Here is a 26,268-nt window from a genome sequence, read left to right as displayed (position 1 = left end):
CCATACAAGTTGCTCCGGGTGGATATTTGACCAACATCACGTCTAAGGGTTTTTAATCGGGATAAAAGTCTTCAGAAGGGGAATGAGGAGAAAGATAACAGGTTGCCACGACCTCGTTGAGGTAATAAAAATGAAAAAGGCTGACAAAAGTCAGCCTTTTCGACGCATTAGGTATCAGGTGTTGCGCTATTCTTCACAAACAGCGTGAGCTTATCGCCCGGCTGAATGTCTTTAGCGTCACTGTTCCAGCGCATAACATCCTGGGTGTTCACACCATGACGTTTTGCAATACTGGCAAAAGAATCACCCTTACGAACACGGTAGGTGATGCTGTTGCCGTTATCAGCCAACTGCGTTGCTTTGCCGCCCACCGTCAATTTCTGACCGATGCGTACTGAAGCACTACGCAAGTTGTTCTGCTGTTTCAGTGCACTGACGCTGACGCCAAGCTTGTTAGCAATTGCTGACAAGGTGTCGCCTTTGCGTACCGTGTAGTTGTTTCCTGCTGCACTGACTTTCGCCATTTCAACAGGCTGCACGGATGCAATGTCACCGGATGCCAGTGAATTGCGCAGCTTAGCAACGTTGGACTTAGGCACCATAATATAGTGCGGTCCGTTTGGCGCAGTGGTGCCATTTTTATAACCGGCGTTGAAGCTCTTCAACTTGTTGAGCGACATGCCGGCCATATCTGCAGCCTGCGTCAGTTCAATTTGCTGTCCCACTTCCACACGTGCTAAAGCACGGCTTTCGTTCGGGGTCGGCAATTTGATACCGTACTGCTTGTTGTTCTTGAGGATTTCACTCAAGGCCAACATCTTAGGTACATAGACCGTGGTTTCGCGTGGTAACGATAAGTGCCAGAAATCAGTCGGCTTGCCGCGCGCCTTATTCTGTTTTATCGCTTTCAGCACGCGTCCTTCACCGCTGTTATAGGCGGCCACTGTTAACAACCAGTCACCGTCAAACATACCGTTCAGACGCTGCATCATATCCAGCGCAACTTTGGTCGAGGCCACCACATCGCGGCGTCCGTCATACCATTGGTTCTGTTTCAAACCATAGTTTTTGCCCGTTTGTGCAACAATCTGCCAGATGCCAGCGGCATTCGCAGAAGATGTTGCATGTGGGTCAAAAGCGCTCTCCACTATGGGTAGCAGTACCAGTTCCATCGGCATTTTACGTTTCTGTATCTGCTCGACAATCCAGTACATGTACGGCTCTGCCCGTAATGTTACATCGTGGAGATAGCTCTTATTTTTTAAAAACTTTGTTTTTTGTTCGCGGATCCGGGGGTTTTCCGGAATCCCCATCTTCAACTCGTCACTAATGTGATTCCAGAGATCGGTATCTTCTGCGAGGCTTGTTCCATCATCCTGCCAGCGCTGCGATAATAATTGATCTCCGTACTTTCCATTTTCACCTTGACCAGCTGAAGACAGGCTCTGTGCATGCTGTACGGGGATATTGGCGTCATTCCTTGATGCCTGACATCCTACCAGCAAGACCGAGGCGAGTAAGATCGCTTTAGCCTTCATGTGTGTGTCAATAGTTCGCTTAAAAGACGAGCAACTATACGTTAGGGGTACACACAACACAACCTTAAATATCAAAAACGGTCTTTCTTCTCGCGTAGATCAGCGAAAGTTTGCCATAACGGGGAGGAAGCAACATTAGTCCCCAAAGCCTTTTGTAAATCAGCATCTTGCGTACGGAGAAATAAATTTATATCCCGCTCAAGTGCCAGTTTTGTTGGCAAAGTAATGCGATTTTCTGCACGTAAGTCCTTAATTTGCTGATATCTTGCCAAAATTTTCGGGTCATGAGGCAGAATAGCCGCAGCAAACTTCATATTGGATAAAGTGTACTCATGAGCGCAACAAATCAGGGTATCTGCGGGGAGTTCATTAAGCTTTTGAAATGACTCAAACATTTGTTCTGCTGTGCCTTCAAATAATCTTCCACAGCCGCCAGAAAACATCGTGTCACCACAGAAAAGATAAGGTGAACTGAAATATGAGATATGTCCTAAAGTGTGTCCGGGTGTTGCGATGACACGGAAATCTAGCCCAAGCAGGGTAAATTCATCATTCTCGGCGACGATATGTTTTGCCCCCTTATCCGCGGTTTCCTCTGGTCCGTAAACCGCGATATCGGGATAGTGTTGCAATAATTCGGCGACACCGCCGACATGATCGTGATGATGATGCGTGAGTAAAATGGCCACCGGTTGCCACTTGTTGACTCTGATTTTATCCAGCACCGGTTGAGCCTCGCCGGGATCGACGATCAGACAGTTTTTATCATCGTCCGTCAGTGTCCAGATGTAGTTATCCTGCAACGCGGGAATACTGGTAAGATTCATAAACACCTCTCAGGTCGTAGAAAAAGGATGATGGTAGAGCATGAAGCCAGCGAAAACACGCCAAATTCTGACTGCGCCGCGCTCCTGGCGCGATATGCCATGGGGAGACTATTTTCGCGATGCACTCACGCAGCAGTTGCAGCCTTACCTTGGAAAGCTGTATGGCTTTCATATGCTTAAACTTGGCAGCCTCAGCGCAGAAATCAATACCAGCCAGTGTGCCATATCGCATCAGGTAAATGTGGGCATTGAGGGCGATGACTTGCAGGTGATCGCCAATACCACGCAATTACCTTTTGAAGCGAAATCGATTGATGCTTGTTTGATGGCGCATACCCTGGCATGGAGTCAGGATCCCCATCGCGTGTTACGAGAAGTGGATCGCGTCCTGATTGACGATGGTTGGATGATTATCAGCGGGTTCAACCCGTTCAGCTTGCTGGGGATCAGCAAAGGTATCCCGGGTTTGCACGCCCGTGCGCCATGGAGCGGACGCATGTTCAGCCAGGTACGCTTGCTCGACTGGCTCAGCCTGCTCAACTATGAAGTGGTCTATCGCACCCGTTTTCAAGTGGTACCGTGGCATCGGCAGGGCGGCAAAGTGATCAGTGCGCACCTGCCCGCGCTGGGATGTCTGAACATTGTGGTGGCACGCAAACGAACATTCCCATTAACGCCCACCAAAGCGAAGAAGAGCTTAAACAAAGCGCAGGTCAGACAAACGGTGAATGCCACCCGGCAATTTCGTGAAGTGAAGGATCAGGATTCGACCTGATAGCCGACATCATCCTGCGTCGGATGGCCGGCTGCGTTGCGTGCCAGTTCGTCGCAGCGCTCGTTTTCCGGGTGACCGGCGTGGCCTTTTACCCATTCCCACTTAATTTCATGGTGGCTGAGCGCGAGATCGAGTCGCTTCCAGAGATCGACATTTTTCACCGGCTTTTTATCGGCCGTTTTCCAGCCGCGCTTTTTCCAGTTATGGATCCAACTGGTGATGCCCTGGCGCACATACTGACTGTCGGTGCTGAGCACCACTTCGCAGGGCTGCGTTAGCGCCTCTAACGCCACAATCGCCGCCATCATTTCCATGCGGTTGTTTGTCGTGAGTCGATAACCGGCGCTGAACTCTTTTTCATGTGGGCCATAACGTAAAATGGCACCGTAACCGCCGGGGCCGGGATTGCCCAGGCAGGATCCATCGGTGAATATTTCTACCTGTTTGCGCATCTCTGGTAGACTTCCTTCTGACAAAACGCCAAGTCTGACATAAAACGAGTCCTATGAGCACTGCAAATAACCGCCAGATCGTCCTCGATACCGAAACCACCGGCATGAACATGATCGGTGTGCACTATGAAGGACATCGCATCATTGAAATCGGTGCGGTTGAGGTGATTAACCGTCGCCTGACCGGCAACAACTTCCATATGTATCTCAAGCCCGATCGGCTGGTGGATCCGGAAGCTTTCGGCGTTCACGGTATTGCCGATGAGTTTCTTGCCGATAAGCCGATGTTTGCAGACATCGCCGATGAATTCCTCGAATACATCCGTGGTGCAGAGCTGGTGATCCATAACGCGTCGTTCGATATCGGCTTTATGGATTATGAGTTTGGCATGCTTAAGCGCGGTATCGGCAAAACCGACACCTTCTGTCAGGTGACAGATAGCCTGGCGATGGCGCGTAAAATGTATCCAGGCAAGCGCAATAGCCTCGATGCACTGTGTAATCGCTACGAAATCGACAACAGCAAACGTACGCTGCACGGCGCATTGCTCGATGCCGAAATTCTGGCTGAAGTGTTCCTGATGATGACGGGCGGCCAAACTTCGCTGGCTTTCTCGGCGGAAGGTGATCAGAGCAGCCAAAATACCGGCGATAACATTCAGCGCATCGTGCGTCCGAGTGCAGGATTACGCGTGGTCAACGCCAGCGATGATGAGATTATCGCACATGAAAGCCGTCTGGATTTAGTGTTGAAGAAGGGCGGAAGCTGCCTGTGGCGTGCCTGAATGGGATGATTTTGCGTGGAAAAGCAACGTAAAGCTGAAAAAATCGGCAAACGATTCATTCCCTCAGAAAAAGCATTGACGGTTCATAAGGCTGCCATTAATATTCGCCTCGTTCTCGACGGGGAACAAAGCGCGGAGCGGTAGTTCAGTTGGTTAGAATACCTGCCTGTCACGCAGGGGGTCGCGGGTTCGAGCCCCGTCCGTTCCGCCAATCATTAAAGAAGCCGATGCAGAAATGCATCGGCTTTTTGCTTTTTCAGGCTGGCATCGGCGCCAACCTGATCATCAGATCAATCCTTCTGCACCGCCACTTCCTGACGATAGGTGCCCACTGAGACTTCACGATCGGCGCGAGCCAGCCAGCGATAGCAACCTGCACCTAATGCCACACCAATAAACCAGCTGAAGTTTGCCACGGCATGCAGTGACGGAATAAAGCTGATCACCAGGCAAATACCTACCGACGGCAGCAGTGCGGCAATCGCTTTCGGGTTAAAGCCACCGCGATACCAGTAGCGTCCTTTTGGTGTGTCATCAAACAGGTCGTCCACGTAAACCTTGCTGCGCTTAATCAGATAGAAATCGGCCACCAAAATGCCAAACAGCGGGCCGATAAAGGAGCCCAGCACATCCAGCGTGTAATGAATCAACTCCGGTGACTGGAACAGATTCCATGGCGTCAGCAGAACAGAACCCACTGCGGCAATCATTCCACCGGTACGGAAACTGATTTTCTGCGGTGAGCAATTTGAGAAGTCGAAAGCCGGGGAAACAAAGTTCGCCACGATGTTGATGCCGATAGTGGCGATAATCATGGTGAGTAAACCAATCGCGACGGCGACATCATTGCCAACCATGCTCACGGTCTCAATGGGATCGGTTATCATGCGGCCGAACAGCGATTGGGTACCTGACACGATCACCACGGTGACAATCGAGAACAGCAGGAAGTTAAACGGCAGGCCCCAGCGGTTCCCCCGGCGGATTTCCCCCATGCTTTTACCGTAGCGAGAGAAGTCACCAAAGTTGAGTAATGGGCCAGAGAAGTAAGAGACCACTAATGCGGTGGCGGTGATCATCTGCCAGGTTTGCTCACCAGTGCTTAACTGCTTGCTGGCCAGCGTAAAGGAGATACCGTCAAAGCCGGTTTTGTATACAATCCAGCCCGCTAGCGCCACCATCACCACGTAGACAGCCGGACCCGCCACATCGATAAAGCGTTTAATCGCGCTCATGCCGTGCCAGAACACCATGGCCTGCAGGAACCACATCACGCCGAAGCAGCACCAGCCCAGTTGAGACAACCCCAGCCAGCTGCTTTGCGTCATCCCGCTTAATGAAGGGAAGAACTTCAGCAGTACCAGCATCAGCGCATTAGCCGCTAAATAGGTTTGAATGCCATACCAGGCGAAAGCGATCAGGCCGCGAATCACCGCGGGGATATTGGCACCGAACACGCCGAATGCCTGACGTGAAATCACCGCGTAAGGCACGCCCGCCATCTGGCTCGGTTTGGCGACGAGATTGGCACACAACTGTACGATGCAGATACCTACCAGCAGACAAAGCAGCACCTGCCAGCTCGCCAGTCCCAACGTAAAGAAGCTGGCGGCGACCACATAGCCACCCATGCTGTGCACATCCGACATCCAGAAAGAGAAAATGTTATACCACGACCAGTTCTGGTCGCGCGTGGGCGCCAGATCTTCATTACACAGGCGTGGACTGTAGTGGGCGTTGGCGCCAGAGGCCACCCCGGAGGTCACTTCAGAATGATTTGGCATGAAACCTGCTCCTCTAACAACATGGGAAAAATAATCACAGCGTGAAACGGTATTGCAGGATCCAGGCCAGAATTGATTTTTTGTATACAAAAAATTAATTTCACGTATACGATGTGCTGTGCACAGACACTTACCGGAGCAGGTAATGAAGAGCGAAACAGGCCAGAAAACGGCTGCCGATCTGAATGATCGCGACGAACCCATCTATCAGGCATTACTCACCGCCATTGTGGAACATCAGCTGCCACCGGGCAGCAAATTGCCAGAAGAGGCGCTATCAGAAGCTTTTGGTGTGAGCCGAACCGGCATTCGCAAGGTGCTACAACGCCTCGCGGCGGTGCAAATGATCACCTTGTCGCCCAGGCGTGGTGCACAAGTGGCCACGCCGGGCGTTGACGAGGCGCGCGATATCTTTGCCACACGCAGCTTACTCGAGTGCGCCAATTTGCCCGCGGTGCTGGCTCACGTTCAGCCACCACACCTTGCAGCCCTGAGCACACTCATTGAGGAAGAGCAGCAGGCTCACGAACAGCACGATGGTGCGGCGGCAATTCGGCTCTCTGCGGCTTTTCATATTCAGCTACAGGCGATTTCCGGTAATCAGGTGCTGACGGATATGGTGACGCGCCTGACACAGCGCTCATCATTAGTGATTGCCGCCTATGGTGCGCCCTGGCAGCGCGGGTGTCGTTGCGATCATCACGATCGGCTGGTGGAGCTACTGCGGCAGAAAGATCTTCCCGCGCTCACCGCAGCCTTACAGCATCACTTCGAACACATCGTGGCCAGCCTGCATTTTGAGCGCAGCGGCGAAACCTTACCCGACTTCACCCGGTTATTTTCCGGTCACAATGGAGCCGCATCATGAGCCTGATTCAGGTGATCAACCCCAATACCAGCCTGGCGATGACAGAAACCATCGGTGCAGCCGCACGTGCGGTAGCGGCACCAGGAACTGAAATTCTGGCGGTGTGTCCGAGCCAGGGGGTGCCTTCGATTGAAGGGCACTTCGATGAAGCCATTGCGGCGATTGGCGTACTGGAACAGGTCAGGGTCGGCAAAGCACAGGGCGTGAGTGGCCACATTATTGCCTGTTTCGGCGATCCGGGATTGCTGGCCGCGCGTGAACTGGCCAGCGGTCCGGTGATCGGCATTGCGGAAGCCGCGATGCACACGGCAACGCTGGTGGCGACACGCTTTTCAATCGTCACCACGCTACCGCGCACCCTGGTGATTGCCCGCCATCTGCTGCAGCAATATGGCTTTACCCATCATTGTGCGGCGTTGCACGCTATCGATCTCCCGGTGCTGGCGCTGGAAGATGGCAGCGGTGTGGCGCAGGAAAAAGTGCGCCAGCGTTGCATTCAGGCGAAGCGAGAAGATGGCAGCGGCGCGATAGTGCTGGGCTGTGGCGGTATGGCCTCACTGGCACAGGAGCTGACTAAAGAGCTAGGTCTGCCGGTGATTGATGGCGTCAGCGCGGCGGTAAAAATGGTGGAATCACTGGTGGCGCTGGGCTTTGGTACCAGTAAACATGGGGATTTAGATTACCCGATCGAAAAACCGCTCAGCGGCGCATTTCAGCACCTAAACTAAGTGCTGGTTGAGGACTGACTAAGGAATTTACAGAATGAGTGATGTATCTGAAAAGAAAGAGTACAGCTTCAACAAAAACTACCCGCGTGACCTGATTGGTTATGCTAACCATCCGCCGCACGCACAGTGGCCGGGCAACGCGAAAGTGGCGGTGCAGTTTGTCCTCAACTATGAAGAGGGGGCAGAAAACAATGTGCTGCACGGCGATGCAGGATCTGAACAATTCCTGTCCGATATCATTGGCGCCGCCAGTTACGCCGACCGCCATATGTCGATGGATTCTCTCTATGAATACGGTTCGCGCGCAGGCTTTTGGCGCATTCACAACGAGTTCCAGAAGCGCGGATTGCCATTAACGGTTTTCGGCGTGGCGATGGCGCTGGCGCGTCATCCGGAGATTGTGGACGCCATCAAAGTCGCGGATTACGACGTAGTCAGCCATGGGTGGCGCTGGATCCATTATCAGTCGATGGATGCCAAAACCGAACGTCAGCACATGCAGCAGGCGGTGGATGTACTGCGCGATCTGTTTGGTAAAGCGCCCACCGGTTGGTATACCGGCCGCGACAGCCCCAACACCCGCCGCTTAGTGGTGGAGAACGGTGGCTTCAGTTATGACAGCGATTATTACGGCGACGATCTTCCGTTCTGGACGCAGGTGACGTGCCAGGATGGCACGGTGAAACCGCATCTGATCATTCCTTATACGCTGGAATGTAACGATATGCGTTTCGCCTCGCCACAGGGTTTTAATACCGCCGAGCAGTTCTTTGTCTATCTGCGTGACACCTTTGATGTGTTGTATGAAGAGGGCGACACCGCGCCGAAGATGATGTCGATTGGCATGCACTGTCGACTGCTGGGCCGCCCTGGCAAATTCCGTGCCTTGCAGCGTTTCCTTGACCATATCCAGCAGCATGAGAATGTGTGGGTTTGTACGCGCCAGCAAATCGCCGATCACTGGATGGAGACGCACCCGGCTCCTGCTGTTTAACGACCAGCGATACTCCGCGCCGACACATTTGGCCGGTACGACATGAACTGTCGTACCGGCCCTGACCACGTGAGTTAAGTCATACTGACGAGCGCCGGTTTAACCCGCTAGCTCATTAAACTCACCTGCGCCGCGACAATCCGCCACCCATAAGGCATGCGCACCCATGTTTGCTGTTGGCGACCGATTTTCTCCACGCCTTCACGCGTAAACTCGGTACTGCATACCGCGTAGTCATCACCAAAAGTGGTGATCACCGTATTACGCAGGGTGCGATCCAACCCTTTAGTTGGACGTGCTGCGCGAAACGCACGGATCTCGTCAATCCCATACAGATTTTCACCCGCGCCCAAACGCACGGTACGCTCGTCGTGCCAGAAAAGTTCATCCAGCACATCAACATTGTTGCTTACCAGCGCTTCTTCATAGCGGTAAAACGCAGCGGTCACCTCAGCCAGCACAGCAGGACGATCAATATGTTCAGGTGTCATTATTATGCATCCATCAGGGTGGTTTGAGGCAGAGTCAGCCCTTGCTGCTGTAAAGCCCAGGCGGCGCGCAGTGCCAAATGTTCTTTAAACGGTGCGGCGATCAACTGCAAGCCAATCGGTAATCCGCTGGCAGTTTGCAAAGGCACGGTACAGACCGGCAAGCCGAGGAAGGAAATCGGCTGCGTTAACATGCCCATACTGGCGCGCGTCGGCAAATCCTGGCCGTTAATATGAATCGTCTCTTGCCCAATGGTGGTCGCGGTGCAAGGGGTCGCCGGTGCAATCAGGACATCGAATTGTTCAAACAGCGGTAACACCTGCTGTTGGAAATGACGGCGGAAGCGCTGCGCTTGTACATACCACGCGGAAGGCAGCATCGCTCCGGCCAGCAGACGCTCGCGAGAGTTCGGTTCGAATTGCTCGGGCATATTGCGCAAAGCAGGTAGATAGTGATTGCCGCCTTCTGAGGCGGTGAGGATAAAGGCCGCTGAACGGGCAATTTCCGCGTTGGCTAACGTGACGGCTTCGCTGGCATCCAGCGCTTGTGCCACCACTTGCACGGCGGCACGCGCTTCTTCGCTGCACCAGGTCGAAAAGAAACCACCCAACACTGCGCTACGTATGCCTTCTGCGCCTTTTACTAATCCGTCACTGGCCGGTTCCTTCGCCTGCGCTGCCTGGAAAGCATCGCTGGCATCGTGACCTTGCAGCGCATCGTACACCAGACTCAAATCTTCTACCGAGCGAGCAAACGGACCGATATGATCGAGGCTGGCGACAAAAGGATGGCTGCCACTGCGCGATAAGCGACCAAAGGTCGGTTTGAGTCCATAGATACCGCACAACGAGGCCGGCACGCGGATCGAACCATTGGTATCGGTGCCCAGTGAGAAGTGCACTAAGCCTGACGCGACAGCCGCCGCCGAGCCGCCTGAGGAACCACCGGCCACGCGGCTCAAATCGCGCGGATTATGGGTCGGGCCATAATGGGTGTTTTCAGTGGTAAAGCCGTAAGCATAGGCATCCATATTCAGCATGCCGGAGAGCAGTGCACCGGACTGACGCAGTCGACTCACCGCCCACGCATCTTCGCGGGCCGCTGCACGTTCACTGAATAAGCTGGCACCAGCAAGGGTGCTGTGACCGGCGACATCAAACAGGTTTTTAACCGCATAAGGAATACCCGCCAGCACAGGCAATACTTCACCGCGCTGGCGTTGCAAATCGACCTGATCCGCCTCGCGCAACATGCGCTGACCGGTGACTTCGGTCCACGCATTGAGTGCAGGATTGTGCTGTTCAATGGCGTTCAACGTCTGTTGCGCCACTTCACGGGCGCTAATATCGCCTTGATTCAGCGCATGATTGAGCGCTTTGATGGATAACGATGCCAGTTTCATGGATGAAACACTCCTGCCACTTCCAGCCGGTCAGCCAGCGGGAAAGCCATGAGCGGTTCAGCCATGGCGGCGATGCGATTGAACTGCACCAGCAATTCAGCGCGACGTGCTTCGTCCAGCTCCAGAGCCAGAATCTGTTCCATTTGAGCGATATAAGCCGCCCAGTCCGGTTGCGAATGCATGATGGTTTCCTTTAAAAGCCGGCTGCGCTGCCGTTGCTACGTGGATCGAAGGCACCTTCCAGCATGCCGTTATTGTGTCTGACGATGGCGCCAGCGTGGCCGACGACTTCGCTGAAATCAGGCAACAGCTCAACGTCATGACCGAGTTCGCGCAACTGCTGCACCGTTTCTGCTGACATGCGCGCTTCGAGTTTGAGAGAGTCAGAGGATTGTCCCCAGGTTCGCCCCAGCAACCAGCGCGGTGCACTGACCGCCTGTTGTAGTGGCTGTCCCTGAATCACGTGGCGGGTAAAAATCGCCGCCTGCGTTTGTGGTTGGCCATCGCCCCCCATTGATCCGTAAACCATCGTGCGGCCATCTTTCAGGCGCGCAGCCGCTGGATTTAAGGTATGGAACGGTTGTTTACCGGGTTCCAGTGCCAGCAGATGGCCCGGTTGCAGGCTAAAGGCTGCACCGCGGTTTTGCCAGGTAATGCCTGTACCCGGTAGCACGACGCCGCTGCCAAATTCGTGATAAATGCTCTGGATAAAGGAAACGGCCAGCCCGCTGCTGTCCATCACCCCCATCCATACGGTATCGCCAGGACCTCGTCCGGTTCCCCACGGCGCGGCTTGTTGGTCATTAATTTGCGTTGCCAGTGTGGAAAGATGATCGGCGTTCAGTAGGTCTTGCACATTGAAGTCGATATGGCGCGGATCGGTGATGTGTTCGTCGCGCAAGGCAAAGGCTTTTTTGGTGGCCTCAACAATGCGGTGCACAGTTTGTGCCTCATCCGCCTCTGCCATGTTCAACCGATCGGTGATGCCCAGAATGGCCAGCGATACCAAACCTTGAGTCGGTGGCGTCATATTCCAGATGTCGCCCTCGCTGTGCGCCAGATGTAACGGCGTGCAGCGGCGCGCGTGCTGTTTCTGAAGATCTTCCAGGGTGATCGGCATACCCAGCGCGGTCATTTCACGTGCCAGATGGTGGGCCAGTTCGCCGCGATAGAAACTCTCCAGACCCTGTTCACTCAACACGCTAAGTGTATTGGCAAGCGCGGGCTGGGTAAAACGGCTACCGGCACCAGGCACGGTGCCGTCAGGCAAGAAGGTCGCAGCGAAGCCGGGTTGATCAAGCAATTCATGTTGCTTTGCGGCAGTGGCTGCAGCCTGCGATGCGGTAACAGGAATGCCATCGGCAGCATAGCGAATGGCGTCACGCAGCAAACGGGCTAACGGCAACGGCGCAGAACCTAGCTCTTCAGCTAGCGTTAACGCCTCCTGCCAGCCACTCACCGTGCCTGCTACGGTGAGCGCTGCTTTAGGACCGCGATGCGGAATATGGCTTTCGCCGTGATAGAAGTCGAGGTGGGCGAGTGAGCCTGCTGCGCCACTGGCATCGATAGCGATAGGATCGCCATTGGGCGGCACGACTAACCAAAAGCCATCGCCACCCAAGCCGTTCATGTGCGGGTAGACAACCGCGATAGTGGCCGCTGCCGCTACCATCGCTTCAATCGCGTTGCCGCCTTCGCGTAAAACCGCCAGTGCGCTTTCACTGGCGAGATGATGTGGGGTGACGGCCATGCCGAGCGGGGCCATGTTGCTCTGTATCATAGTAAACTCTTCATCATTGATTCTTTTGTAGGGGGATTGGGTTAGCGGTCGCCGTAATGGGAGCCCCTACAAATCCGTGAGGTGATCTAAGCAAGAGCTGTTCCAGTTTTGGTCGGACATCAATGTGGATCGATTTGTGCTAGCTTGTGATGAAACGAAAGTTACAGGACCAATGATGAAACAGCTTGATGAACGCCTTCGCAGTCACTATCCGCAACTGTCGCCGCAGGAGCAGCGTATTGCCGATTTTGTATTTGACCATTTTGATGACCTGATCAGCTACAACAGCGCCGAGCTGGCGCGGCTGAGCGGGGTATCGAAGGCGACAGTCAGCCGCCTGTTTAAACGTCTGGGCTATGAGAAATACAAGGACATGCGTGATGAGCTGCGTACGCTGCGTCAGAGCGGGATGCCCCTCACCGACAATCGCGATGCAGTGCAGGGCAATACCTTACTGTCGCGTCATTACAAGCAGGAGATGGCCAACCTGACGCAGTGGGTGAACAGCATCGACCCGCAGCAGTTTGGCGAAGTGATTCAGGCGCTGGGTGCTGCAAAGCGGGTGTTTATTATCGGCATGCGTAACGCCTATCCGGTGGCATTGCACCTGCGTCAGCAGCTGATGCAGGCGCGTCCGCAGGTACATGTGTTACCACAACCCGGCCAGACGCTGGGCGAGGAGCTGGTGGATATCACAGCGGAAGATATTGTGGTCGTGATGGCCTTCCGCCGCCGTCCACGTATCATCCGCCCGCTGATGCAGCAGCTACAGCAGAGCAACATCCCGGTGCTGGCGCTGTGCGAGCCGCAGGCACAGGGCATTATCACCCTGGCACACTGGCAGCTATGCGCGCCGCTCGATAGCGTCTCCGCCTTTGATAGCTATGCCTCGGCGATGAGTCTGATCAACCTGCTGGCAAATGCACTGCTGCATGAAATGCTGTCGCAAGGCCGTCAGCGTATTCATCAAATTGCCGATCTTTATCAGCACCTGGATGAACTGGAACACCGATAGTGGGCACCACTTTGGTGCTTTGCACCTTTTTTGATCGGGTTTTAATACGGGCGTAATGCCCGTTTTTATCGCCTTAAACTCCGTGTTTATTCGTTTTTCTTCCCTTTGCGCCCCACACCCTGCGGTTGGCACATTAGTTGCAAATCGTTTTATCAAGAATCTTTTGTTTCACGATAAACTCACCGGGGTGCATAATGAAAAAAGTTTTACTGGCAGTCGCAGGCGCAGCATTGCTGATGGCTCAGGTCGGCAGTGCGATGGCCGATCAGCTACAAGACATTCAGAAGCGTGGCGTCATCCGCATTGCGGTGCCGCAGGACTTCCCGCCGTTTGGTTCAGTCGGTACCGATTTACAGCCACAAGGCTATGACATCGACATGGCCAAGTACCTGGCGAAGCAGATGAAACTGAAGTTGCAGCTGGTGCCGGTCTCCAGCGCCAACCGCGTGCCTTATCTGCAAACCGATAAAGTGGATCTGGTGATCTCCAGCATGGGCAAAAACGCCGAACGCGAGAAAGTGATCGATTTCAGCCGTGCTTACGCGCCGTTCTTCCTTGGGGTGTTTGGCCCGAAAGGTGAGCCACTGAAAGATGCGGCGGCCTTAAGCGGTAAATCAATTGGTGTGACGCGTGGCGCGGTGGAAGACATGGTGTTGAGCGATGTGGCGCCAAAAGATGCACAGGTGAAACGTTATGAAGATAACAACACCACGCTATCAGCTTACCTGTCAGGTCAGGTGCAGTATGTGGCGACGGGTAACCTCGTGGTCGCAGCGATTGCGCGTCAGAACGCAGAAAAAGCGCCAGTACCGCAGTTCATGCTGAAAGATTCACCGTGCTTTATCGGTCTGAAGAAAGATGAGCCAGCGCTGAAAGATAAAGTGAATGCGTTGATTGAGCAGGGCATTAAAGACGGCACGCTGAACAAACTGTCAGAAGAGTGGCTGAAAGCCCCACTGCCAGCCAACCTCGGCGCATAACGCAATGATTGGGCAACTCAATTTTGCAGATCTCTGGCCGCACTGGCCAGAGTTACTGGCAGGGCTGTGGGTCACGATTCAGATAACGGTGCTGGCCACCGTCGGCGGGGTAAGCCTGGGGATTCTTGGTGCGGCACTGCGCAGTGGCAAACCGAGCTGGGCGAGTCGCATCTGGGGCGTATATGTCGAGCTGATCCGTAACACGCCATTCGTGGTACAGCTGTTTTTTATCGTCTTTGGTTTGCCCAATCTTGGTCTGAAACTGACGGCGGGCGAAGCAGCGCTGCTGGCGATGTTGATTAACCTCGGCGCTTATAGCACCGAAATTATTCGTGCCGGTATTCAGGTCACGCCGAAAGGGCAGTGGGAAGCAGGACGGGTGCTGGGTTTAACCCGCACGCAGACCTTTATCCGCGTGGTGTTGCCGCCGTCACTGCAGCGCATTTATCCGGCGCTGGTGAGCCAGTGCATTATCGTGATGCTCGGTTCGTCGGTGGTGTCGCAGGTGTCGTACGAAGAGCTGACCTTCGCCGCCAACCTGATTCAGTCACGCACCTTTTTAAGTTTTGAAGTCTATTTCGTGACCACGCTGATCTATCTGGCGTTGTCGATTGCCATGCGACAGCTGCTGCTGGCGCTAGGGCGTAAATGGTTTGGAGCGCAGCCCGCATGACATCGTTTACTGACTGGGACATCCTGCGCAACCTGCTGCTGGCGGCGCGTTGGACGATTTTGCTGTCGCTGGTGGCCTTCTTTGGCGGTACGCTGGTGACCTTGCCACTGCTGTTTTTGCGTCTGCTGAAACGCCCATGGCTGACGCGCCTGATTCGCTGTTATACCGAACTGTTTCAGGGCACGCCGTTGTTGATGCAGCTGTTCCTCGCCTTCTTTGGCGTCGGGCTGTTTGGCATTGATGTGGCGCCCTGGACCGCCGCTTCGCTGGCATTAACTTTCTATACCAGCGCATTTTTGGTGGATATCTGGCACGGCAGTATTCGTGCGCTGCCGAAGGGCCAGTGGGAAGCATCGCGTTGCCTCGGACTGACTTTTGGTCAAACGCTGTTTCGCGTGGTGGCACCGCAGGCGATTCGCATCGCCATCGCGCCGACCGTGGGCTTTGCCGTTCAGGTGATTAAAGGCACCGCGCTGGCCTCGATTATCGGTTTCGTCGAGCTGACGAAAGCCGGCACTATTTTGAACAATGTGACGTATCAGCCCTTTAAGGTATTTGGCCTGGTGGCGCTGGGTTACTTCCTGATGTGTTATCCGCTGTCGCGTTACAGCCAGTACCTGGAGAAAAAATTCAATGCCGCTCATCACCATTAATCAGGTCCAGAAGTACTACGGCGACAACCACGTCCTGAAAGGTGTCGATCTGGATATCGACAACGGCGAGGTGATTTCGATCATCGGCCGCAGCGGCTCAGGCAAAAGTACCTTGCTGCGCTGCATGAACGGGCTGGAAGGCTACCAGGAAGGCAGCATCAAACTCGGCGGTATGACGATCACCGACCGTGAATCCCAGGCGCGTGAAATCAGCCGCTCGGTGGGCATGGTGTTCCAGAACTTCAACCTGTTCCCGCACATGACCGCGCTGGAAAACGTGATGCTGGCGCCTCGCCGGGTGCTGAAGAAAAGCGAAGCCGAATGTCGCGAGCTGGCGACGCAGATGCTGGAGAAAGTCGGCCTCGGCGAACGCATCAACTACTACCCGGCCAATTTATCCGGTGGACAACAACAGCGTGTGGCGATTGCCCGTGCGCTGGCAATGCAGCCGAAAGTATTACTCTGTGACGAGATCACCTCAGCGCTCGATCCTGAACTGGTGGGTGAAGTGCTGAAGGTGCTGGAACAGCTGGCTGCCGAGGGCATGACCTTGATCCTCGTTACCCATGAAATGAATTTCGCCCGTGATGTGGGCGATCGCGTGGTGTTTATGCATCAGGGCCGTGTCTGGGAGCAGGGTGACAGCAAAACGCTGTTTGCCAATCCGCAGACCGCCGAGCTTAAACAGTTTATCTCCACCGTCCGTCTTTAAGTCTTCAAAAGGAATAGCACATGGATATCAGTCAGTTTTCGCAAATTAATCCACCACAACGCCTGCTGATGGGCCCTGGTCCTATCAACGCCGATCCGCGTGTCCTGCGCGCCATGTCGAGCCAGCTGCTGGGTCAGTACGATCCGGCGATGACGCACTACATGAATGAAGTGATGGCGCTGTATCGTGGTGTATTTCGTACCGAAAACCGCTGGACCATGTTGATTGACGGTACCTCGCGCGCCGGTATCGAAGCGATTCTGCTCTCGGCTATCCGTCCGGGCGACAAAGTGCTGGTGCCGGTGTTTGGCCGATTTGGCCATCTGCTGTGTGAGATTGCCCGTCGCTGCCGCGCCGAAGTGCACACTATTGAAGTGCCGTGGGGCGAAGTGTTCACCCCCGATCAAATTGAAGAGGCGATCAAAAAAGTGCAGCCGCGCCTGCTGCTGACGGTGCAGGGTGATACTTCCACCACCATGCTGCAGCCGCTGGAACAACTCGGCGCCATCTGCCAGAAATATGGCGTGCTGTTCTACACCGATGCCACCGCTTCACTGGGCGGTAACGTGCTGGAAACCGATGCCTGGGGACTGGATGCGGTCTCTGCCGGTATGCAGAAGTGCCTTGGCGGTCCGTCGGGTACTTCTCCGATCACCCTCAGCCCGCAGATGGAAGCGGTGATCCGCAAACGTAAGTGTGTGGAAGAGGGCATCCGTACTGCGGATCATCAGGATGGCGATGAGGAGATGATTTACTCCAACTATTTCGATCTCGGCATGATCATGGATTACTGGGGGCCGGAACGTCTGAACCACCATACCGAAGCCACCACCGCGCTGTTTGGTGCACGTGAGTGCGCGCGTTTGATGATGCAGGAAGGGCTGGATAACGGCATTGCACGTCATAAGTTGCACGGCGAGGCGATGCTGAAAGGCATTCAGGGCATGGGCCTCGAAACCTTTGGCGACCTGAAACACAAAATGAACAACGTGCTCGGTGTGGTGATCCCGCAGGGCGTGAATGGCGACCAGGTGCGCAAATTGGTGCTGGAAGATTTTGGTATTGAGATCGGCACCTCGTTTGGCCCGCTACACGGCAAAGTGTGGCGCATCGGCACCATGGGCTACAACGCGCGCAAAGATTGCGTGATGCAAACCCTGAGCGCGCTGGAAGCGGTATTGAACCATGTGGGTTACCGTTCGACACAAGGCGCGGCCATGCAGGCGGCGTGGGATCATTACGGGAGCCACGCATGAGCAACAGCCTGATGACCGCCAGCGAGGCGCAGTCCGCCGCTGCCCGCGTCATGGCACGCTGCGATGCCCTGGCTGAAATCAGTGAAAGTGAGGATGGACTGACGCGTGTCTATCTCTCGCCTGAACAGGTCCGCGCCAACGCCCGCGTGGCAGAATGGATGCAGGCGGCCGGCATGACCACCTGGCAAGATGCTGTAGGCAATATCTGTGGTCGTTATGAGTCTGCTGAACCCGGCGCGCAGGCGCTGCTGTTGGGCTCTCATCTGGACACGGTGCGCAATGCCGGGCGCTATGACGGCATGCTGGGTGTGCTGAGCGCTATTGAAACCGTACAGTGGCTGCACGATCGTCAGCTGCGCTTACCGCTGGCGATTGAGATTGTCGGGTTCGGCGATGAAGAGGGCACGCGCTTTGGCATCACGCTGTTGGGCAGCCGGGGGATTACCGGCACATGGCCCGAGAGTTGGGTCACGCATCCGGATGGAAACGGTATAACTGTGGCGGAAGCGATGCAGGATCTCGGTCTGGACGCTGCCAACATTTTGCAGGCAGCACGCGACGTCAACGACATTGCGGCTTACCTTGAACTGCACATTGAACAAGGGCCGTGTCTGGAACAGGAAGATTTGGCGCTTGGCGTGGTGACCGCGATTAACGGTGCGCGTCGTTTGAATTGCAGCTTTATCGGTGAAGCGGGCCACGCTGGCACGGTGCCGATGACCCATCGTAAAGACGCACTGGCCGCCGCCGCCGAGTGGATGGTGTTTGTTGAGCACACCACTGCCGAGCAAGATCCACAACTGGTGGCCACGGTCGGCACCCTGAGCTGTTTGCCGGGCGCCGTGAATGTTATCCCCGGTGAAGTGCAGTTCTCACTGGATGTGCGTGGGCCGCAGGATGAGCCGCTGGAGCGCCTGTTGTCCGCGCTGCTGACACAAGCCGAAGCGATTGCCTTGCGGCGTGGACTGACTTTTACCGCTAGCGAGTATTACCGTATTGCGGCAACCGCCTGTGATGCACGTTTGCAACAGGCGCTGAGCCACGCGGTGGAAACCGTACAGGGCCGCAGCGTTTCTTTGCCAAGCGGCGCAGGGCACGACGCGATTGCGATCGCCGATCGCTGGCCAGTGGGTATGCTGTTCGTGCGCAACTATCGCGGTATTAGCCATCATCCAGCCGAGTCCGTGCAGGTAGCCGATGTGGCATTGGGCGTGCAGGCTTATATGCAAGCGGTCAACGATCTGGCACAGGCTTAAGGAGCCGTTGCATGGAGTTAGCGGTGTTTAACGATGCCACGCCCAATGAGGCACACACAGCGATAGCCCACTGCGTGGCAATTCCTGACTGGCAGCAGGCGCTGGTGGCCGCACGGCCTTTTGCGGATGTGGAAGCGCTCTATACGACCGCCGAAACACTGGCAAAGCGCTGGCAAGGTGCCGAACTGGAACAAGCATTACGCGCTCACCCCCGTATTGGTGAAAAAGCCGCGGGCGCGGGCAAAGAGGCAGTATTGTCACGCAATGAGCAGTCGGCGATGCAGCAGGCCGATGGCGCGCTGCAATTTGCCATGCTGGCGGGCAATCAATCCTATGAACAGCGCTTCAACCGGGTGTTTTTGATTCGTGCCAAAGGGCGGAGTGGCGAGGAGATGCTGGCGGAATTGCAGCGCAGGCTCAACAATGATGCAGAGACAGAGCAGCAGGAAGCGCTGACGCAACTGCGTGAAATCACCCTGTTACGGCTTAAGGAGAGCATTGTATGAGCATCATTACCACTCACATTCTGGATACCGCGCTGGGTAAACCCGCCATCGGCGTGGCCATATCCCTGGAGCAGAACAGCCCGGAAGGCTGGTTGCCGATGGCGGAGGGGGAAACCGATAGCGATGGCCGTATTAAAGATTTAACGCCCGAGCCGTTAGCACCGGGCCATTATCGATTGACCGCAGAGATCGGTGACTATTTCGCTGCTGACGGACGCGATGCGCTGTACGTCAGTGCACAGATTGATTTTGTGATTGGTTCGGCGGGCAGCCATTATCATCTGCCGTTTCTGATCTCACCGTGGTCGTGGTCAACCTATCGCGGCAGCTAATTTTGTCACGGCCACCCTAAATGGCGACCCTGCAACACTCCAGTGGCTGCAGGGTGCGCATTTAGGGACAACTGGCTGCAAACGACACCTGTTTTAGTGACGAAATTATGCGCAACTGACGATAAAACCCTACTTTCTGTGCGCCATGTCACACGCTGCGCTTGAAAGACAGTAACTATCAAAACCTTCGGTTCATCCAAATATATTCTTTCACAAGGTACGGTTATCTTTACCGGACAATGTGAAGCAAACGGAGCCGAAAAATGAGCACGCACGACAATAACGATAATGCAGCAGCGTCAGGTAAGTGCCCCTTTCATCACGGGGCGTCTGAAGAAAAAAGCGTACTGGCACGTGGCGCGGGGAGCGGAACAACCAACCGCGACTGGTGGCCAAATATGTTACGTGTCGACCTGTTAAATCAGCACTCCAACCGTTCCAACCCCCTCAGTGAAAACTTCAACTACCGCGACGAGTTCAGCAAGCTGGATTACCCGGCGTTAAAAGCGGATATCCGCGCTATTCTGACCGACTCTCAATCCTGGTGGCCAGCCGACTGGGGCAGCTATATTGGGCTGTTCATTCGCATGGCGTGGCACAGTGCCGGTACTTACCGCACCGTGGATGGTCGTGGTGGTTCCGGCCGTGGGCAGCAGCGTTTCGCGCCGCTTAACTCCTGGCCAGACAACGTTAGCCTCGATAAAGCACGTCGCCTGCTGTGGCCGGTAAAACAGAAATACGGTCAGAAAATTTCCTGGGCCGACCTATATATCCTGGCGGGTAACGTCTCGCTGGAAAATGCCGGCTTCCGCACCTTTGGTTTTGGTGCCGGACGTGAAGACGTGTGGGAACCGGATCTGGATGTGGATTGGGGTAACGAAACTGAATGGCTGGCGCATCGCCACCCAGAAAGTCTTGCCAATGCGCCGGTGGGTGCCACCGAAATGGGCCTGATCTACGTCAACCCGGAAGGCCCGGAAGCCAGCGGCGATCCGAAATCAGCGGCACCAGCGATTCGCGCCACCTTCGGCAATATGGGCATGAACGATGAAGAGATCGTCGCGCTGATTGCCGGTGGTCATACATTGGGTAAAACCCACGGTGCGGCTGCCGCCAGCCACGTGGGTGTTGATCCAGAAGCCTCGCCAATTGAAGCGCAGGGCCTCGGCTGGAGCAGCAGCTACGGCAGCGGTGCCGGTGCTGATGCGATTACCTCCGGTCTGGAAGTGGTGTGGACGCAGACGCCTACCCAGTGGAGCAACTACTTCTTCGAGAACCTGTTCAAATACGAATGGGTACAGACACACAGCCCAGCAGGCGCGATCCAGTTCGAAGCGGTGGATGCGGAAGCGATCATTCCAGACCCGTTCGATCCCGAGAAAAAGCGCAAGCCCACCATGCTGGTGACCGATCTGACGCTGCGTTTTGACGAAGAGTTCGGCAAGATCTCCCGCCGTTTCCTCAACGATCCACAGGCGTTCAATGAAGCCTTTGCCCGCGCCTGGTTCAAACTGACCCACCGCGATATGGGGCCAAAAGCGCGTTACATCGGCCCGGAAGTACCAAAAGAAGATCTGATTTGGCAGGATCCATTGCCAGCCGCCATCCACCAGCCAACCGCTGATGAGATCACCGATCTGAAAGCGAAGATTGCTGCTTCCGGTCTCAGCGCCAGCCAACTGGTCTCTGCTGCCTGGGCATCTGCTTCCACTTTCCGTGGCGGTGACAAACGTGGCGGGGCCAACGGTGCACGTCTGGCACTGGCACCGCAAAACGGTTGGGCGGTGAACGCCAGCGTGATTCACGATGTGCTGCCAACCCTGCAAAAAATTCAGCAGGAGTCTGGTAAAGCGTCGCTGGCGGATGTGATCGTTCTGGCCGGCAGCGTGGGTATTGAAATGGCTGCTGCAGCGGCGGGCGTGGCGGTGCAAGTGCCCTTTACGCCAGGCCGTGTCGATGCGCGTCAGGACCAAACTGAGGTGGAGTCATTTGACGTGCTGCAACCGCTCGCCGATGGTTTCCGTAACTATCGCCGTATTGCGGGTGGCTCATCGACTGAAACCCTGCTGCTGGATAAAGCACAGCAGCTGACGCTGAGCGCACCGGAATTAACCGTGCTGCTGGGCGGTTTGCGTGTGCTGGGCACCAACTTCGACGGCGGTCAGCATGGCGTGTTCACCGATCGTGTTGGCGTATTGAGCAATGACTTCTTCGTCAACCTGCTGGATATGCGCACCGCATGGCGCGCCACCGATGAGAGCGCCGAGCTGTTCGAAGGCCGCGATCGTGCCAGCGGTGAAGTGAAATACAGCGCCACCCGTGCCGATCTGGTGTTTGGTTCCAATGCTATCCTGCGCGCACTGGCTGAAGTCTATGCCAGCAGCGATGCCAAACAGAAGTTCGTCAATGACTTCGTGGCAGCCTGGACCAAAGTGATGAATCTGGATCGCTTCGATCTGTAATCAACTTGCGATAAATAAAACCCCGGAAAACCGGGGTTTTTTTATGACTTCAATGTATAGCCATCGGCATCGCGCCACGCCGGGAAGCGTTCGCGATAGGCTTGCAGATCGTCCAGCGACAATTCCGCATCGAGACGGGCGCGGGCAAAAGGCTCGCCTGCGGCCAGAATCTCGCCCAATGGCGAAATAATCCGACTGTCCCCGCTGTACTGATGGCTGTTGCCATCGCTACCGACGCGGTTGCAACCGGCAATGTACGCCTGGTTTTCAATCGCACGCGCTAACAGCAGTGACTGCCAGTGCAGCGCACGTGGTGCTGGCCAGTTGGCAACGTACAGCGCCAGATCGTAATCATTGTGATTGCGAGAGAACACCGGGAAACGCAGGTCGTAGCAAATCTGCGGCAAAATGCGCCAGCCGCGCCAGGTAAACACTTCTCGCGTATCACCCGCAACGTAATGCTGATGTTCATTGGCCATGCGGAACAGATGGCGTTTGTCGTATTGATGCACAGTGCCATTCGGTTCGACCAGCAGAAAACGGTTTACGGCCCCTTTTTCAGTCTGGATGGCCGCGCTGCCACCGACCAGCGCATTGCTGGTTTTCGCATGGCTGTGCAGCCATTCAATGACCTGTTGCTGCGGCAGCGAACTCTCTGCTGCTTCCATGGCAAAACCCGTGGTGAACATTTCGGGCAGCAGAATCAGATCGCGACCTTCAATGCCTTTCAATACGCCATCGAAGTGATGCAGGTTGGCTTCGCCGTCCATCCAGCTCAGGGTTTCCTGCAGAACGGTAATTTTTAAAGCTGACATAAGCGCTCCGCAGCGGCGATAAGTGTCGCGGGTTGTTTGGCAAAGCACAGGCGAATCAGCTTGTGCGGGAACGGATCGGCACAGAATACCGACAGCGGAATGGCTGCCACGCCGACTTCTTTGGTTAGCCATTGGCAGAAACTGACGTCATCCAGATCGGAAATGGCGCTGTAATCCAGCAGCACAAAGTAAGTGCCTTCGCACGGCAACACCTTGAAGCGGCTACCCGACAATGCATCAACCAGACAATCGCGGCGTTCGCGATAGAAGGCCGGCAGGTCACGATAGTGTTCCGGCTCCTGACGCAGCATATCGGCAATCGCCAGCTGCGCCGGGGTATTAACCGAAAACGTCAGATACTGGTGTACTTTACGGATTTCGGCGCTGATCGCTGCTGGTGCAACACAGTAGCCCACTTTCCATCCGGTCATATGGAAGGTTTTGCCAAACGAAGAGACGGCAACGGCACGCTGGCGTAACTCGGCATGCGCTAACACGCTGGCGTGGCCCTCTGCATCAAAACAGATGTGTTCGTAGACTTCATCGCTCAACACATAGATTTCCTGCTCAGCGATCGCCTGCCATAACTCGGCATAATCGCTTTTTCGCCACACGGTCGCAGAAGGGTTGTGCGGCGTATTCAGAATGACTAAACGGGTTTTCGCGCTCAGCAAACTGCGGAATTCACTCCAGTCAACGCGGAATCCCGGTGGCTGCAATGCAATGCGTTTCAGCACGCCGCCGGCCAGTTGCACAGCAGGCGCGTAACTGTCGTAGCTGGGATCGAAGCAGAACACTTCATCGCCCGGGCGCACCAGCGCTGTAATCGCGGCATACAGTGCTTCGGTCGCACCGGCGGTTACAGTGATATCACTGTTAACATCGGGCGTGTGACCGTAAAGCTCAGCCGTTTTATCGGCAATCGCTTCACGCAGGGGTAACACACCGATCATCGGCGCATATTGGTTTGCGCCCTGGCTCACATGATAGGCCAGACGATCCTGTAAATATTGCGGGCCGTCAAAATCCGGAAAACCCTGTGATAAATTGATGGCGTTGAACTGCGCGGCAAGGGCGCTCATTTGCGTGAAAATCGTGGTGCCGAGCGCCGGTAATTTGCTCTCGGGAGTCAGGTTGAGCTGCGTCATTATTTAGTGGCCTTAAGCGCGAATGTCGATGCGGAGAAACCCTGTGTTGCTGCCACTCTACACAGGATGCTAATATTTGGCAATCGAGACGCTTAGACGTCTAAAACAACTGCGGAGCCTCACCTTCACTATGACGGATTTTCTCCCACTGGAACATTTAGTGGCCGCCTGCCACTGGATTGGCGCAAAAGGCTGGGCACCCGCGACGGGCGGAAACATGTCGGTGCGCCAGGATGCCGAATATTGCCTGCTAAGCGCATCAGGTAAAGATAAAGGCAGTTTGACGCGTGATGACTTTATTCAGGTGGAGATCGCGACAAACAGTGTCCCTTCGGGACGTAAACCGTCGGCGGAAACCGGGCTGCATACCCTGATTTATCGCTTGTTCCCACAGGCCGGGGCTGTACTGCATACCCATACGGTGAATTCCACCGTACTGTCGCGTGTAGAGAAGGGCAGTGCGTTGCTGCTGAGCGGCTACGAGATGCAGAAAACCCTCGTGGGTCAGGACACGCATCTCAATACCGTTGCGATTCCGCTGTTTGATAACGATCAAGATATTGAGGCACTGGCGCAGCGCATTGAAGCTTTTGCGGCGGACACGCCTTTGCGGTACGGCTTCCTGTTACGTGGTCATGGCTTAACCTGCTGGGGCAAAGACGTCAACGAAGCGCGCCGCCACCTTGAAGGGCTGGAATTCCTGTTTGAATGTGAACTGCAACGTCGACTGCTGGAGACCCAATGATTCGCGCGATTGTTACTGATATTGAAGGCACCACCAGTGATATCCAGTTTGTGCACAATGTCCTGTTTCCTTATGCACGTCAGCATCTGGCAGCCTTCGTGCGGGATAACCAAACGGATGAGAAGGTGGTTGCGGCGCTAAACGCAGTGCGTGAAGAGTCAGCGACGCCCCAGGCATCGCTGGATGACCTCATCGCCACGCTGATCGGTTTTATTGATGAAGATCGCAAATCGCCGGGGTTGAAAGCGCTGCAAGGGATGATCTGGCGTGCGGGTTATGTTGAAGGTCAGTTCACCGGCCACCTTTATCCCGATGTGCTGCCCGCCTTTGAACGCTGGCAGCAACAAGGAATTGCCCTGTATGTTTATTCCTCGGGATCGGTGCCTGCGCAGAAACTGTTATTTGGCTACAGCGATGAAGGTGATTTAACCTCGCTGTTTAGCGGCTATTTTGATACAGCGGTTGGCGCTAAGCGTGAAACCCAGTCGTATCACAACATCGCCGAACACATTGGCCTGGCACCCTCTTCGTTGCTGTTCCTGTCAGATATCCATCAGGAACTGGATGCCGCGGCACAAGCAGGCTGGCACACATTGCAGTTAATTCGTGGCGAGGCCGATAACGCCAGTCGCCATCACCAGGTAAACGATTTTTCGCAGATTAATCCGGAGTCGATTTAACATGAGTGCACTGACAATTTTTAGCGATACCGAATCCAGCCAGCCACTGTGGCACAGTACCGATGCCGAGGCGATTCGCGAGCGCCTGAACGCCAAAAACGTCCGCTTTGAGCGTTGGGAAGCGGATCGCGATCTGGGTAGCGACCCTGACGCTGAAACGGTGATCAAAGCGTATCAGCACGCGATCGATCGTCTGGTGGCAGAGAAAGGTTATCAGAGCTGGGATGTGCTGAGCATGCGTGCAGACAATCCTAACAAGCAGGCGTTGCGCGAGAAGTTCCTGAATGAACACACGCACAGCGAAGATGAAGTGCGTTTCTTCGTCGAAGGGTCTGGCCTGTTTTGCCTGCATATTGGCAGTGAGGTTTACCAGATTCTGTGCGAGAAGAATGATCTGATTTCAGTACCTGAAGGCACGGCACACTGGTTTGATATGGGCTCTGAACCGCACTTTACCGCGATTCGTATTTTCGATAACCAGGAAGGCTGGATCGCCAACTTTACCGGCGACAAGATTGCGGATGCTTATCCTCGTCTGGCATAACGTGCTGTGTGCTTAAACCTGCATACGCATAAATGGAATCAGCCATTGAAGGGGCACACTTCAGGGTGC

General features: G+C 55.1%; 29 protein-coding genes and 1 tRNA gene. 20 read left to right on the top strand and 10 right to left on the bottom strand.

What is annotated here, in order from left to right; all coding sequences use genetic code 11:
- Positions 1 to 167: 167 nt before the first annotated feature.
- Together mltD and gloB are read right to left on the bottom strand one after the other, a co-directional pair.
- Positions 168 to 1,538, bottom strand: coding sequence for a murein transglycosylase D (mltD, locus tag WFP70_RS24295; protein ID WP_034825415.1), 1,371 nt, complete (start codon positions 1,536 to 1,538; stop codon positions 168 to 170).
- A gap of 71 nt (positions 1,539 to 1,609) precedes the next feature.
- Positions 1,610 to 2,365, bottom strand: coding sequence for a hydroxyacylglutathione hydrolase (gloB, locus tag WFP70_RS24290; protein WP_337024658.1), 756 nt, complete (start codon positions 2,363 to 2,365; stop codon positions 1,610 to 1,612).
- A gap of 40 nt (positions 2,366 to 2,405) precedes the next feature.
- Between gloB and WFP70_RS24285 the strand changes: the two genes are divergently transcribed.
- Positions 2,406 to 3,140, top strand: a complete 735-nt coding sequence (locus WFP70_RS24285; protein WP_038648855.1) for a class I SAM-dependent methyltransferase — start codon at positions 2,406 to 2,408, stop codon at positions 3,138 to 3,140.
- Here the strand turns inward: WFP70_RS24285 and rnhA are convergent.
- Positions 3,125 to 3,592 (bottom strand): ribonuclease HI, encoded by a 468-nt coding sequence (gene rnhA, locus WFP70_RS24280; RefSeq protein ID WP_160867994.1) that lies wholly within the window; start codon positions 3,590 to 3,592, stop codon positions 3,125 to 3,127. The genes WFP70_RS24285 and rnhA overlap by 16 nt on opposite strands.
- A gap of 53 nt (positions 3,593 to 3,645) precedes the next feature.
- Between rnhA and dnaQ the strand changes: the two genes are divergently transcribed.
- The 3 genes from dnaQ to WFP70_RS24265 all read left to right on the top strand — a co-directional run bounded on the left by dnaQ (position 3,646) and on the right by WFP70_RS24265 (position 4,588).
- Positions 3,646 to 4,377 (top strand): DNA polymerase III subunit epsilon, encoded by a 732-nt coding sequence (gene dnaQ / locus WFP70_RS24275; RefSeq protein WP_337024657.1) that lies wholly within the window; start codon positions 3,646 to 3,648, stop codon positions 4,375 to 4,377.
- Between the two features lie 15 nt (positions 4,378 to 4,392).
- Positions 4,393 to 4,521, top strand: coding sequence for a hypothetical protein (locus WFP70_RS24270; protein ID WP_255464768.1), 129 nt, complete (start codon positions 4,393 to 4,395; stop codon positions 4,519 to 4,521).
- Positions 4,512 to 4,588, top strand: a tRNA-Asp gene (locus WFP70_RS24265). Before WFP70_RS24270 ends, WFP70_RS24265 begins: the two co-directional genes overlap by 10 nt.
- Positions 4,589 to 4,667: 79 nt before the next feature.
- On the opposite strand, the gene WFP70_RS24260 is transcribed toward WFP70_RS24265, so the two are convergent.
- Entirely contained in the window at positions 4,668 to 6,161 is a 1,494-nt protein-coding gene (locus WFP70_RS24260; protein WP_034825407.1) for an NCS1 family nucleobase:cation symporter-1, read from the bottom strand.
- 145 nt (positions 6,162 to 6,306) lie between these two features.
- Here WFP70_RS24260 and WFP70_RS24255 point away from each other — a divergent pair, with 145 nt between their 5' ends.
- From WFP70_RS24255 to puuE, 3 genes are read left to right on the top strand one after another with little or no spacing between them, the layout of a single operon-like run.
- On the top strand, positions 6,307 to 7,029 hold the full coding sequence (locus WFP70_RS24255; protein ID WP_337024656.1) for a GntR family transcriptional regulator: 723 nt from the start codon (positions 6,307 to 6,309) through the stop codon (positions 7,027 to 7,029).
- Positions 7,026 to 7,757, top strand: a complete 732-nt coding sequence (gene hpxA, locus WFP70_RS24250) for an allantoin racemase (RefSeq protein WP_337024655.1) — start codon at positions 7,026 to 7,028, stop codon at positions 7,755 to 7,757. The genes WFP70_RS24255 and hpxA overlap by 4 nt, the downstream gene beginning before the upstream one ends.
- A 34-nt stretch (positions 7,758 to 7,791) precedes the next feature.
- Positions 7,792 to 8,751: an allantoinase PuuE gene (gene puuE / locus WFP70_RS24245; RefSeq protein ID WP_097117572.1), complete on the top strand. Its 960-nt coding sequence runs from the start codon at positions 7,792 to 7,794 to the stop codon at positions 8,749 to 8,751.
- 107 nt (positions 8,752 to 8,858) lie between these two features.
- Here the strand turns inward: puuE and hpxZ are convergent, their stop codons facing one another.
- Genes hpxZ through WFP70_RS24225 form a run of 4 tightly spaced genes read right to left on the bottom strand, consistent with a single transcriptional unit; the run spans position 8,859 to position 12,422 of the window.
- Positions 8,859 to 9,242 (bottom strand): oxalurate catabolism protein HpxZ, encoded by a 384-nt coding sequence (gene hpxZ, locus WFP70_RS24240; protein ID WP_337024654.1) that lies wholly within the window; start codon positions 9,240 to 9,242, stop codon positions 8,859 to 8,861.
- A 2-nt stretch (positions 9,243 to 9,244) separates the two neighbouring features.
- Positions 9,245 to 10,642 (bottom strand): AtzE family amidohydrolase, encoded by a 1,398-nt coding sequence (locus tag WFP70_RS24235; protein ID WP_337024653.1) that lies wholly within the window; start codon positions 10,640 to 10,642, stop codon positions 9,245 to 9,247.
- Positions 10,639 to 10,824 carry an oxalurate catabolism protein HpxX gene (gene hpxX, locus WFP70_RS24230; RefSeq protein ID WP_337024652.1) on the bottom strand — a complete coding sequence of 62 codons (186 nt, stop codon included), beginning with the start codon at positions 10,822 to 10,824 and terminating at the stop codon, positions 10,639 to 10,641. The genes WFP70_RS24235 and hpxX overlap by 4 nt, the downstream gene beginning before the upstream one ends.
- Positions 10,825 to 10,835: 11 nt before the next feature.
- The gene (locus WFP70_RS24225; protein ID WP_337024651.1) at positions 10,836 to 12,422 is read right to left on the bottom strand and encodes a gamma-glutamyltransferase family protein; all 1,587 of its coding nucleotides are present in this window, start codon (positions 12,420 to 12,422) and stop codon (positions 10,836 to 10,838) included.
- Positions 12,423 to 12,597: 175 nt separating this feature from the next.
- On the opposite strand from WFP70_RS24225, the gene hpxU reads away from it, so the two are divergent.
- The 10 genes from hpxU to katG all read left to right on the top strand — a co-directional run bounded on the left by hpxU (position 12,598) and on the right by katG (position 22,267).
- A complete protein-coding gene (hpxU, locus tag WFP70_RS24220) occupies positions 12,598 to 13,437 on the top strand; it encodes a MurR/RpiR family transcriptional regulator HpxU (protein ID WP_097117568.1) in 840 nt (279 codons plus the stop codon).
- A gap of 194 nt (positions 13,438 to 13,631) precedes the next feature.
- Positions 13,632 to 14,417 (top strand): transporter substrate-binding domain-containing protein, encoded by a 786-nt coding sequence (locus WFP70_RS24215; protein WP_337024650.1) that lies wholly within the window; start codon positions 13,632 to 13,634, stop codon positions 14,415 to 14,417.
- A gap of 4 nt (positions 14,418 to 14,421) precedes the next feature.
- Positions 14,422 to 15,090 (top strand): amino acid ABC transporter permease, encoded by a 669-nt coding sequence (locus WFP70_RS24210; RefSeq protein ID WP_034825392.1) that lies wholly within the window; start codon positions 14,422 to 14,424, stop codon positions 15,088 to 15,090.
- Entirely contained in the window at positions 15,087 to 15,743 is a 657-nt protein-coding gene (locus WFP70_RS24205; protein ID WP_200573430.1) for an amino acid ABC transporter permease, read from the top strand. Before WFP70_RS24210 ends, WFP70_RS24205 begins: the two co-directional genes overlap by 4 nt.
- On the top strand, positions 15,724 to 16,455 hold the full coding sequence (locus WFP70_RS24200; RefSeq protein WP_034825388.1) for an amino acid ABC transporter ATP-binding protein: 732 nt from the start codon (positions 15,724 to 15,726) through the stop codon (positions 16,453 to 16,455). Before WFP70_RS24205 ends, WFP70_RS24200 begins: the two co-directional genes overlap by 20 nt.
- A gap of 20 nt (positions 16,456 to 16,475) precedes the next feature.
- A complete protein-coding gene (locus WFP70_RS24195) occupies positions 16,476 to 17,711 on the top strand; it encodes a pyridoxal-phosphate-dependent aminotransferase family protein (protein WP_337024649.1) in 1,236 nt (411 codons plus the stop codon).
- A complete protein-coding gene (hpxK, locus tag WFP70_RS24190; protein ID WP_337024648.1) occupies positions 17,708 to 18,967 on the top strand; it encodes an allantoate amidohydrolase in 1,260 nt (419 codons plus the stop codon). Before WFP70_RS24195 ends, hpxK begins: the two co-directional genes overlap by 4 nt.
- A gap of 11 nt (positions 18,968 to 18,978) precedes the next feature.
- Positions 18,979 to 19,473, top strand: coding sequence for a 2-oxo-4-hydroxy-4-carboxy-5-ureidoimidazoline decarboxylase (gene uraD / locus WFP70_RS24185; protein WP_313376437.1), 495 nt, complete (start codon positions 18,979 to 18,981; stop codon positions 19,471 to 19,473).
- On the top strand, positions 19,470 to 19,805 hold the full coding sequence (gene uraH / locus WFP70_RS24180) for a hydroxyisourate hydrolase (RefSeq protein ID WP_337024647.1): 336 nt from the start codon (positions 19,470 to 19,472) through the stop codon (positions 19,803 to 19,805). Before uraD ends, uraH begins: the two co-directional genes overlap by 4 nt.
- Positions 19,806 to 20,068: 263 nt before the next feature.
- Positions 20,069 to 22,267, top strand: a complete 2,199-nt coding sequence (gene katG, locus WFP70_RS24175; protein WP_337024646.1) for a catalase/peroxidase HPI — start codon at positions 20,069 to 20,071, stop codon at positions 22,265 to 22,267.
- Between the two features lie 41 nt (positions 22,268 to 22,308).
- Here katG and WFP70_RS24170 read toward each other — a convergent pair whose 3' ends face one another.
- Both WFP70_RS24170 and WFP70_RS24165 read right to left on the bottom strand, forming a co-directional pair.
- Positions 22,309 to 23,082, bottom strand: coding sequence for an amidohydrolase (locus WFP70_RS24170; RefSeq protein WP_097117560.1), 774 nt, complete (start codon positions 23,080 to 23,082; stop codon positions 22,309 to 22,311).
- Positions 23,070 to 24,230, bottom strand: a complete 1,161-nt coding sequence (locus WFP70_RS24165) for a pyridoxal phosphate-dependent aminotransferase (RefSeq protein ID WP_337024645.1) — start codon at positions 24,228 to 24,230, stop codon at positions 23,070 to 23,072. Before WFP70_RS24165 ends, WFP70_RS24170 begins: the two co-directional genes overlap by 13 nt.
- Before the next feature lie 130 nt (positions 24,231 to 24,360).
- On the opposite strand from WFP70_RS24165, the gene WFP70_RS24160 reads away from it, so the two are divergent.
- Genes WFP70_RS24160 through WFP70_RS24150 form a run of 3 tightly spaced genes read left to right on the top strand, consistent with a single transcriptional unit; the run spans position 24,361 to position 26,199 of the window.
- Positions 24,361 to 24,975, top strand: coding sequence for a methylthioribulose 1-phosphate dehydratase (locus WFP70_RS24160; protein ID WP_337024644.1), 615 nt, complete (start codon positions 24,361 to 24,363; stop codon positions 24,973 to 24,975).
- Positions 24,972 to 25,655, top strand: coding sequence for an acireductone synthase (mtnC, locus tag WFP70_RS24155; protein ID WP_058961552.1), 684 nt, complete (start codon positions 24,972 to 24,974; stop codon positions 25,653 to 25,655). The genes WFP70_RS24160 and mtnC overlap by 4 nt, the downstream gene beginning before the upstream one ends.
- A 1-nt stretch (position 25,656) precedes the next feature.
- The gene (locus tag WFP70_RS24150; protein WP_337024643.1) at positions 25,657 to 26,199 is read left to right on the top strand and encodes a 1,2-dihydroxy-3-keto-5-methylthiopentene dioxygenase; all 543 of its coding nucleotides are present in this window, start codon (positions 25,657 to 25,659) and stop codon (positions 26,197 to 26,199) included.
- The last annotated feature ends 69 nt before the right edge of the window (positions 26,200 to 26,268 follow it).

Origin of the sequence: Pantoea sp. USMM079, assembly GCF_037153115.1 — a bacterium.
Lineage (GTDB): Bacteria > Pseudomonadota > Gammaproteobacteria > Enterobacterales > Enterobacteriaceae > Pantoea > Pantoea communis.
The sequence above is the reverse complement of the archived record's forward strand: the minus strand, read 5'-3'. Positions and strand labels throughout refer to the sequence as shown.

Coding starts and splice junctions, on each gene's coding strand:
- mltD (WP_034825415.1), bottom strand. CDS start 1,538: ATGAAGGCTAAAGCGATCTTACTCGCCTCGGTCTTGCTGGTAGGATGT.
- gloB (WP_337024658.1), bottom strand. CDS start 2,365: ATGAATCTTACCAGTATTCCCGCGTTGCAGGATAACTACATCTGGACA.
- WFP70_RS24285 (WP_038648855.1), top strand. CDS start 2,406: ATGAAGCCAGCGAAAACACGCCAAATTCTGACTGCGCCGCGCTCCTGG.
- rnhA (WP_160867994.1), bottom strand. CDS start 3,592: ATGCGCAAACAGGTAGAAATATTCACCGATGGATCCTGCCTGGGCAAT.
- dnaQ (WP_337024657.1), top strand. CDS start 3,646: ATGAGCACTGCAAATAACCGCCAGATCGTCCTCGATACCGAAACCACC.
- WFP70_RS24260 (WP_034825407.1), bottom strand. CDS start 6,161: ATGCCAAATCATTCTGAAGTGACCTCCGGGGTGGCCTCTGGCGCCAAC.
- WFP70_RS24255 (WP_337024656.1), top strand. CDS start 6,307: ATGAAGAGCGAAACAGGCCAGAAAACGGCTGCCGATCTGAATGATCGC.
- hpxA (WP_337024655.1), top strand. CDS start 7,026: ATGAGCCTGATTCAGGTGATCAACCCCAATACCAGCCTGGCGATGACA.
- puuE (WP_097117572.1), top strand. CDS start 7,792: ATGAGTGATGTATCTGAAAAGAAAGAGTACAGCTTCAACAAAAACTAC.
- hpxZ (WP_337024654.1), bottom strand. CDS start 9,242: ATGACACCTGAACATATTGATCGTCCTGCTGTGCTGGCTGAGGTGACC.
- WFP70_RS24235 (WP_337024653.1), bottom strand. CDS start 10,642: ATGAAACTGGCATCGTTATCCATCAAAGCGCTCAATCATGCGCTGAAT.
- hpxX (WP_337024652.1), bottom strand. CDS start 10,824: ATGCATTCGCAACCGGACTGGGCGGCTTATATCGCTCAAATGGAACAG.
- WFP70_RS24225 (WP_337024651.1), bottom strand. CDS start 12,422: ATGATACAGAGCAACATGGCCCCGCTCGGCATGGCCGTCACCCCACAT.
- hpxU (WP_097117568.1), top strand. CDS start 12,598: ATGAAACAGCTTGATGAACGCCTTCGCAGTCACTATCCGCAACTGTCG.
- WFP70_RS24215 (WP_337024650.1), top strand. CDS start 13,632: ATGAAAAAAGTTTTACTGGCAGTCGCAGGCGCAGCATTGCTGATGGCT.
- WFP70_RS24210 (WP_034825392.1), top strand. CDS start 14,422: ATGATTGGGCAACTCAATTTTGCAGATCTCTGGCCGCACTGGCCAGAG.
- WFP70_RS24205 (WP_200573430.1), top strand. CDS start 15,087: ATGACATCGTTTACTGACTGGGACATCCTGCGCAACCTGCTGCTGGCG.
- WFP70_RS24200 (WP_034825388.1), top strand. CDS start 15,724: ATGCCGCTCATCACCATTAATCAGGTCCAGAAGTACTACGGCGACAAC.
- WFP70_RS24195 (WP_337024649.1), top strand. CDS start 16,476: ATGGATATCAGTCAGTTTTCGCAAATTAATCCACCACAACGCCTGCTG.
- hpxK (WP_337024648.1), top strand. CDS start 17,708: ATGAGCAACAGCCTGATGACCGCCAGCGAGGCGCAGTCCGCCGCTGCC.
- uraD (WP_313376437.1), top strand. CDS start 18,979: ATGGAGTTAGCGGTGTTTAACGATGCCACGCCCAATGAGGCACACACA.
- uraH (WP_337024647.1), top strand. CDS start 19,470: ATGAGCATCATTACCACTCACATTCTGGATACCGCGCTGGGTAAACCC.
- katG (WP_337024646.1), top strand. CDS start 20,069: ATGAGCACGCACGACAATAACGATAATGCAGCAGCGTCAGGTAAGTGC.
- WFP70_RS24170 (WP_097117560.1), bottom strand. CDS start 23,082: ATGTCAGCTTTAAAAATTACCGTTCTGCAGGAAACCCTGAGCTGGATG.
- WFP70_RS24165 (WP_337024645.1), bottom strand. CDS start 24,230: ATGACGCAGCTCAACCTGACTCCCGAGAGCAAATTACCGGCGCTCGGC.
- WFP70_RS24160 (WP_337024644.1), top strand. CDS start 24,361: ATGACGGATTTTCTCCCACTGGAACATTTAGTGGCCGCCTGCCACTGG.
- mtnC (WP_058961552.1), top strand. CDS start 24,972: ATGATTCGCGCGATTGTTACTGATATTGAAGGCACCACCAGTGATATC.
- WFP70_RS24150 (WP_337024643.1), top strand. CDS start 25,657: ATGAGTGCACTGACAATTTTTAGCGATACCGAATCCAGCCAGCCACTG.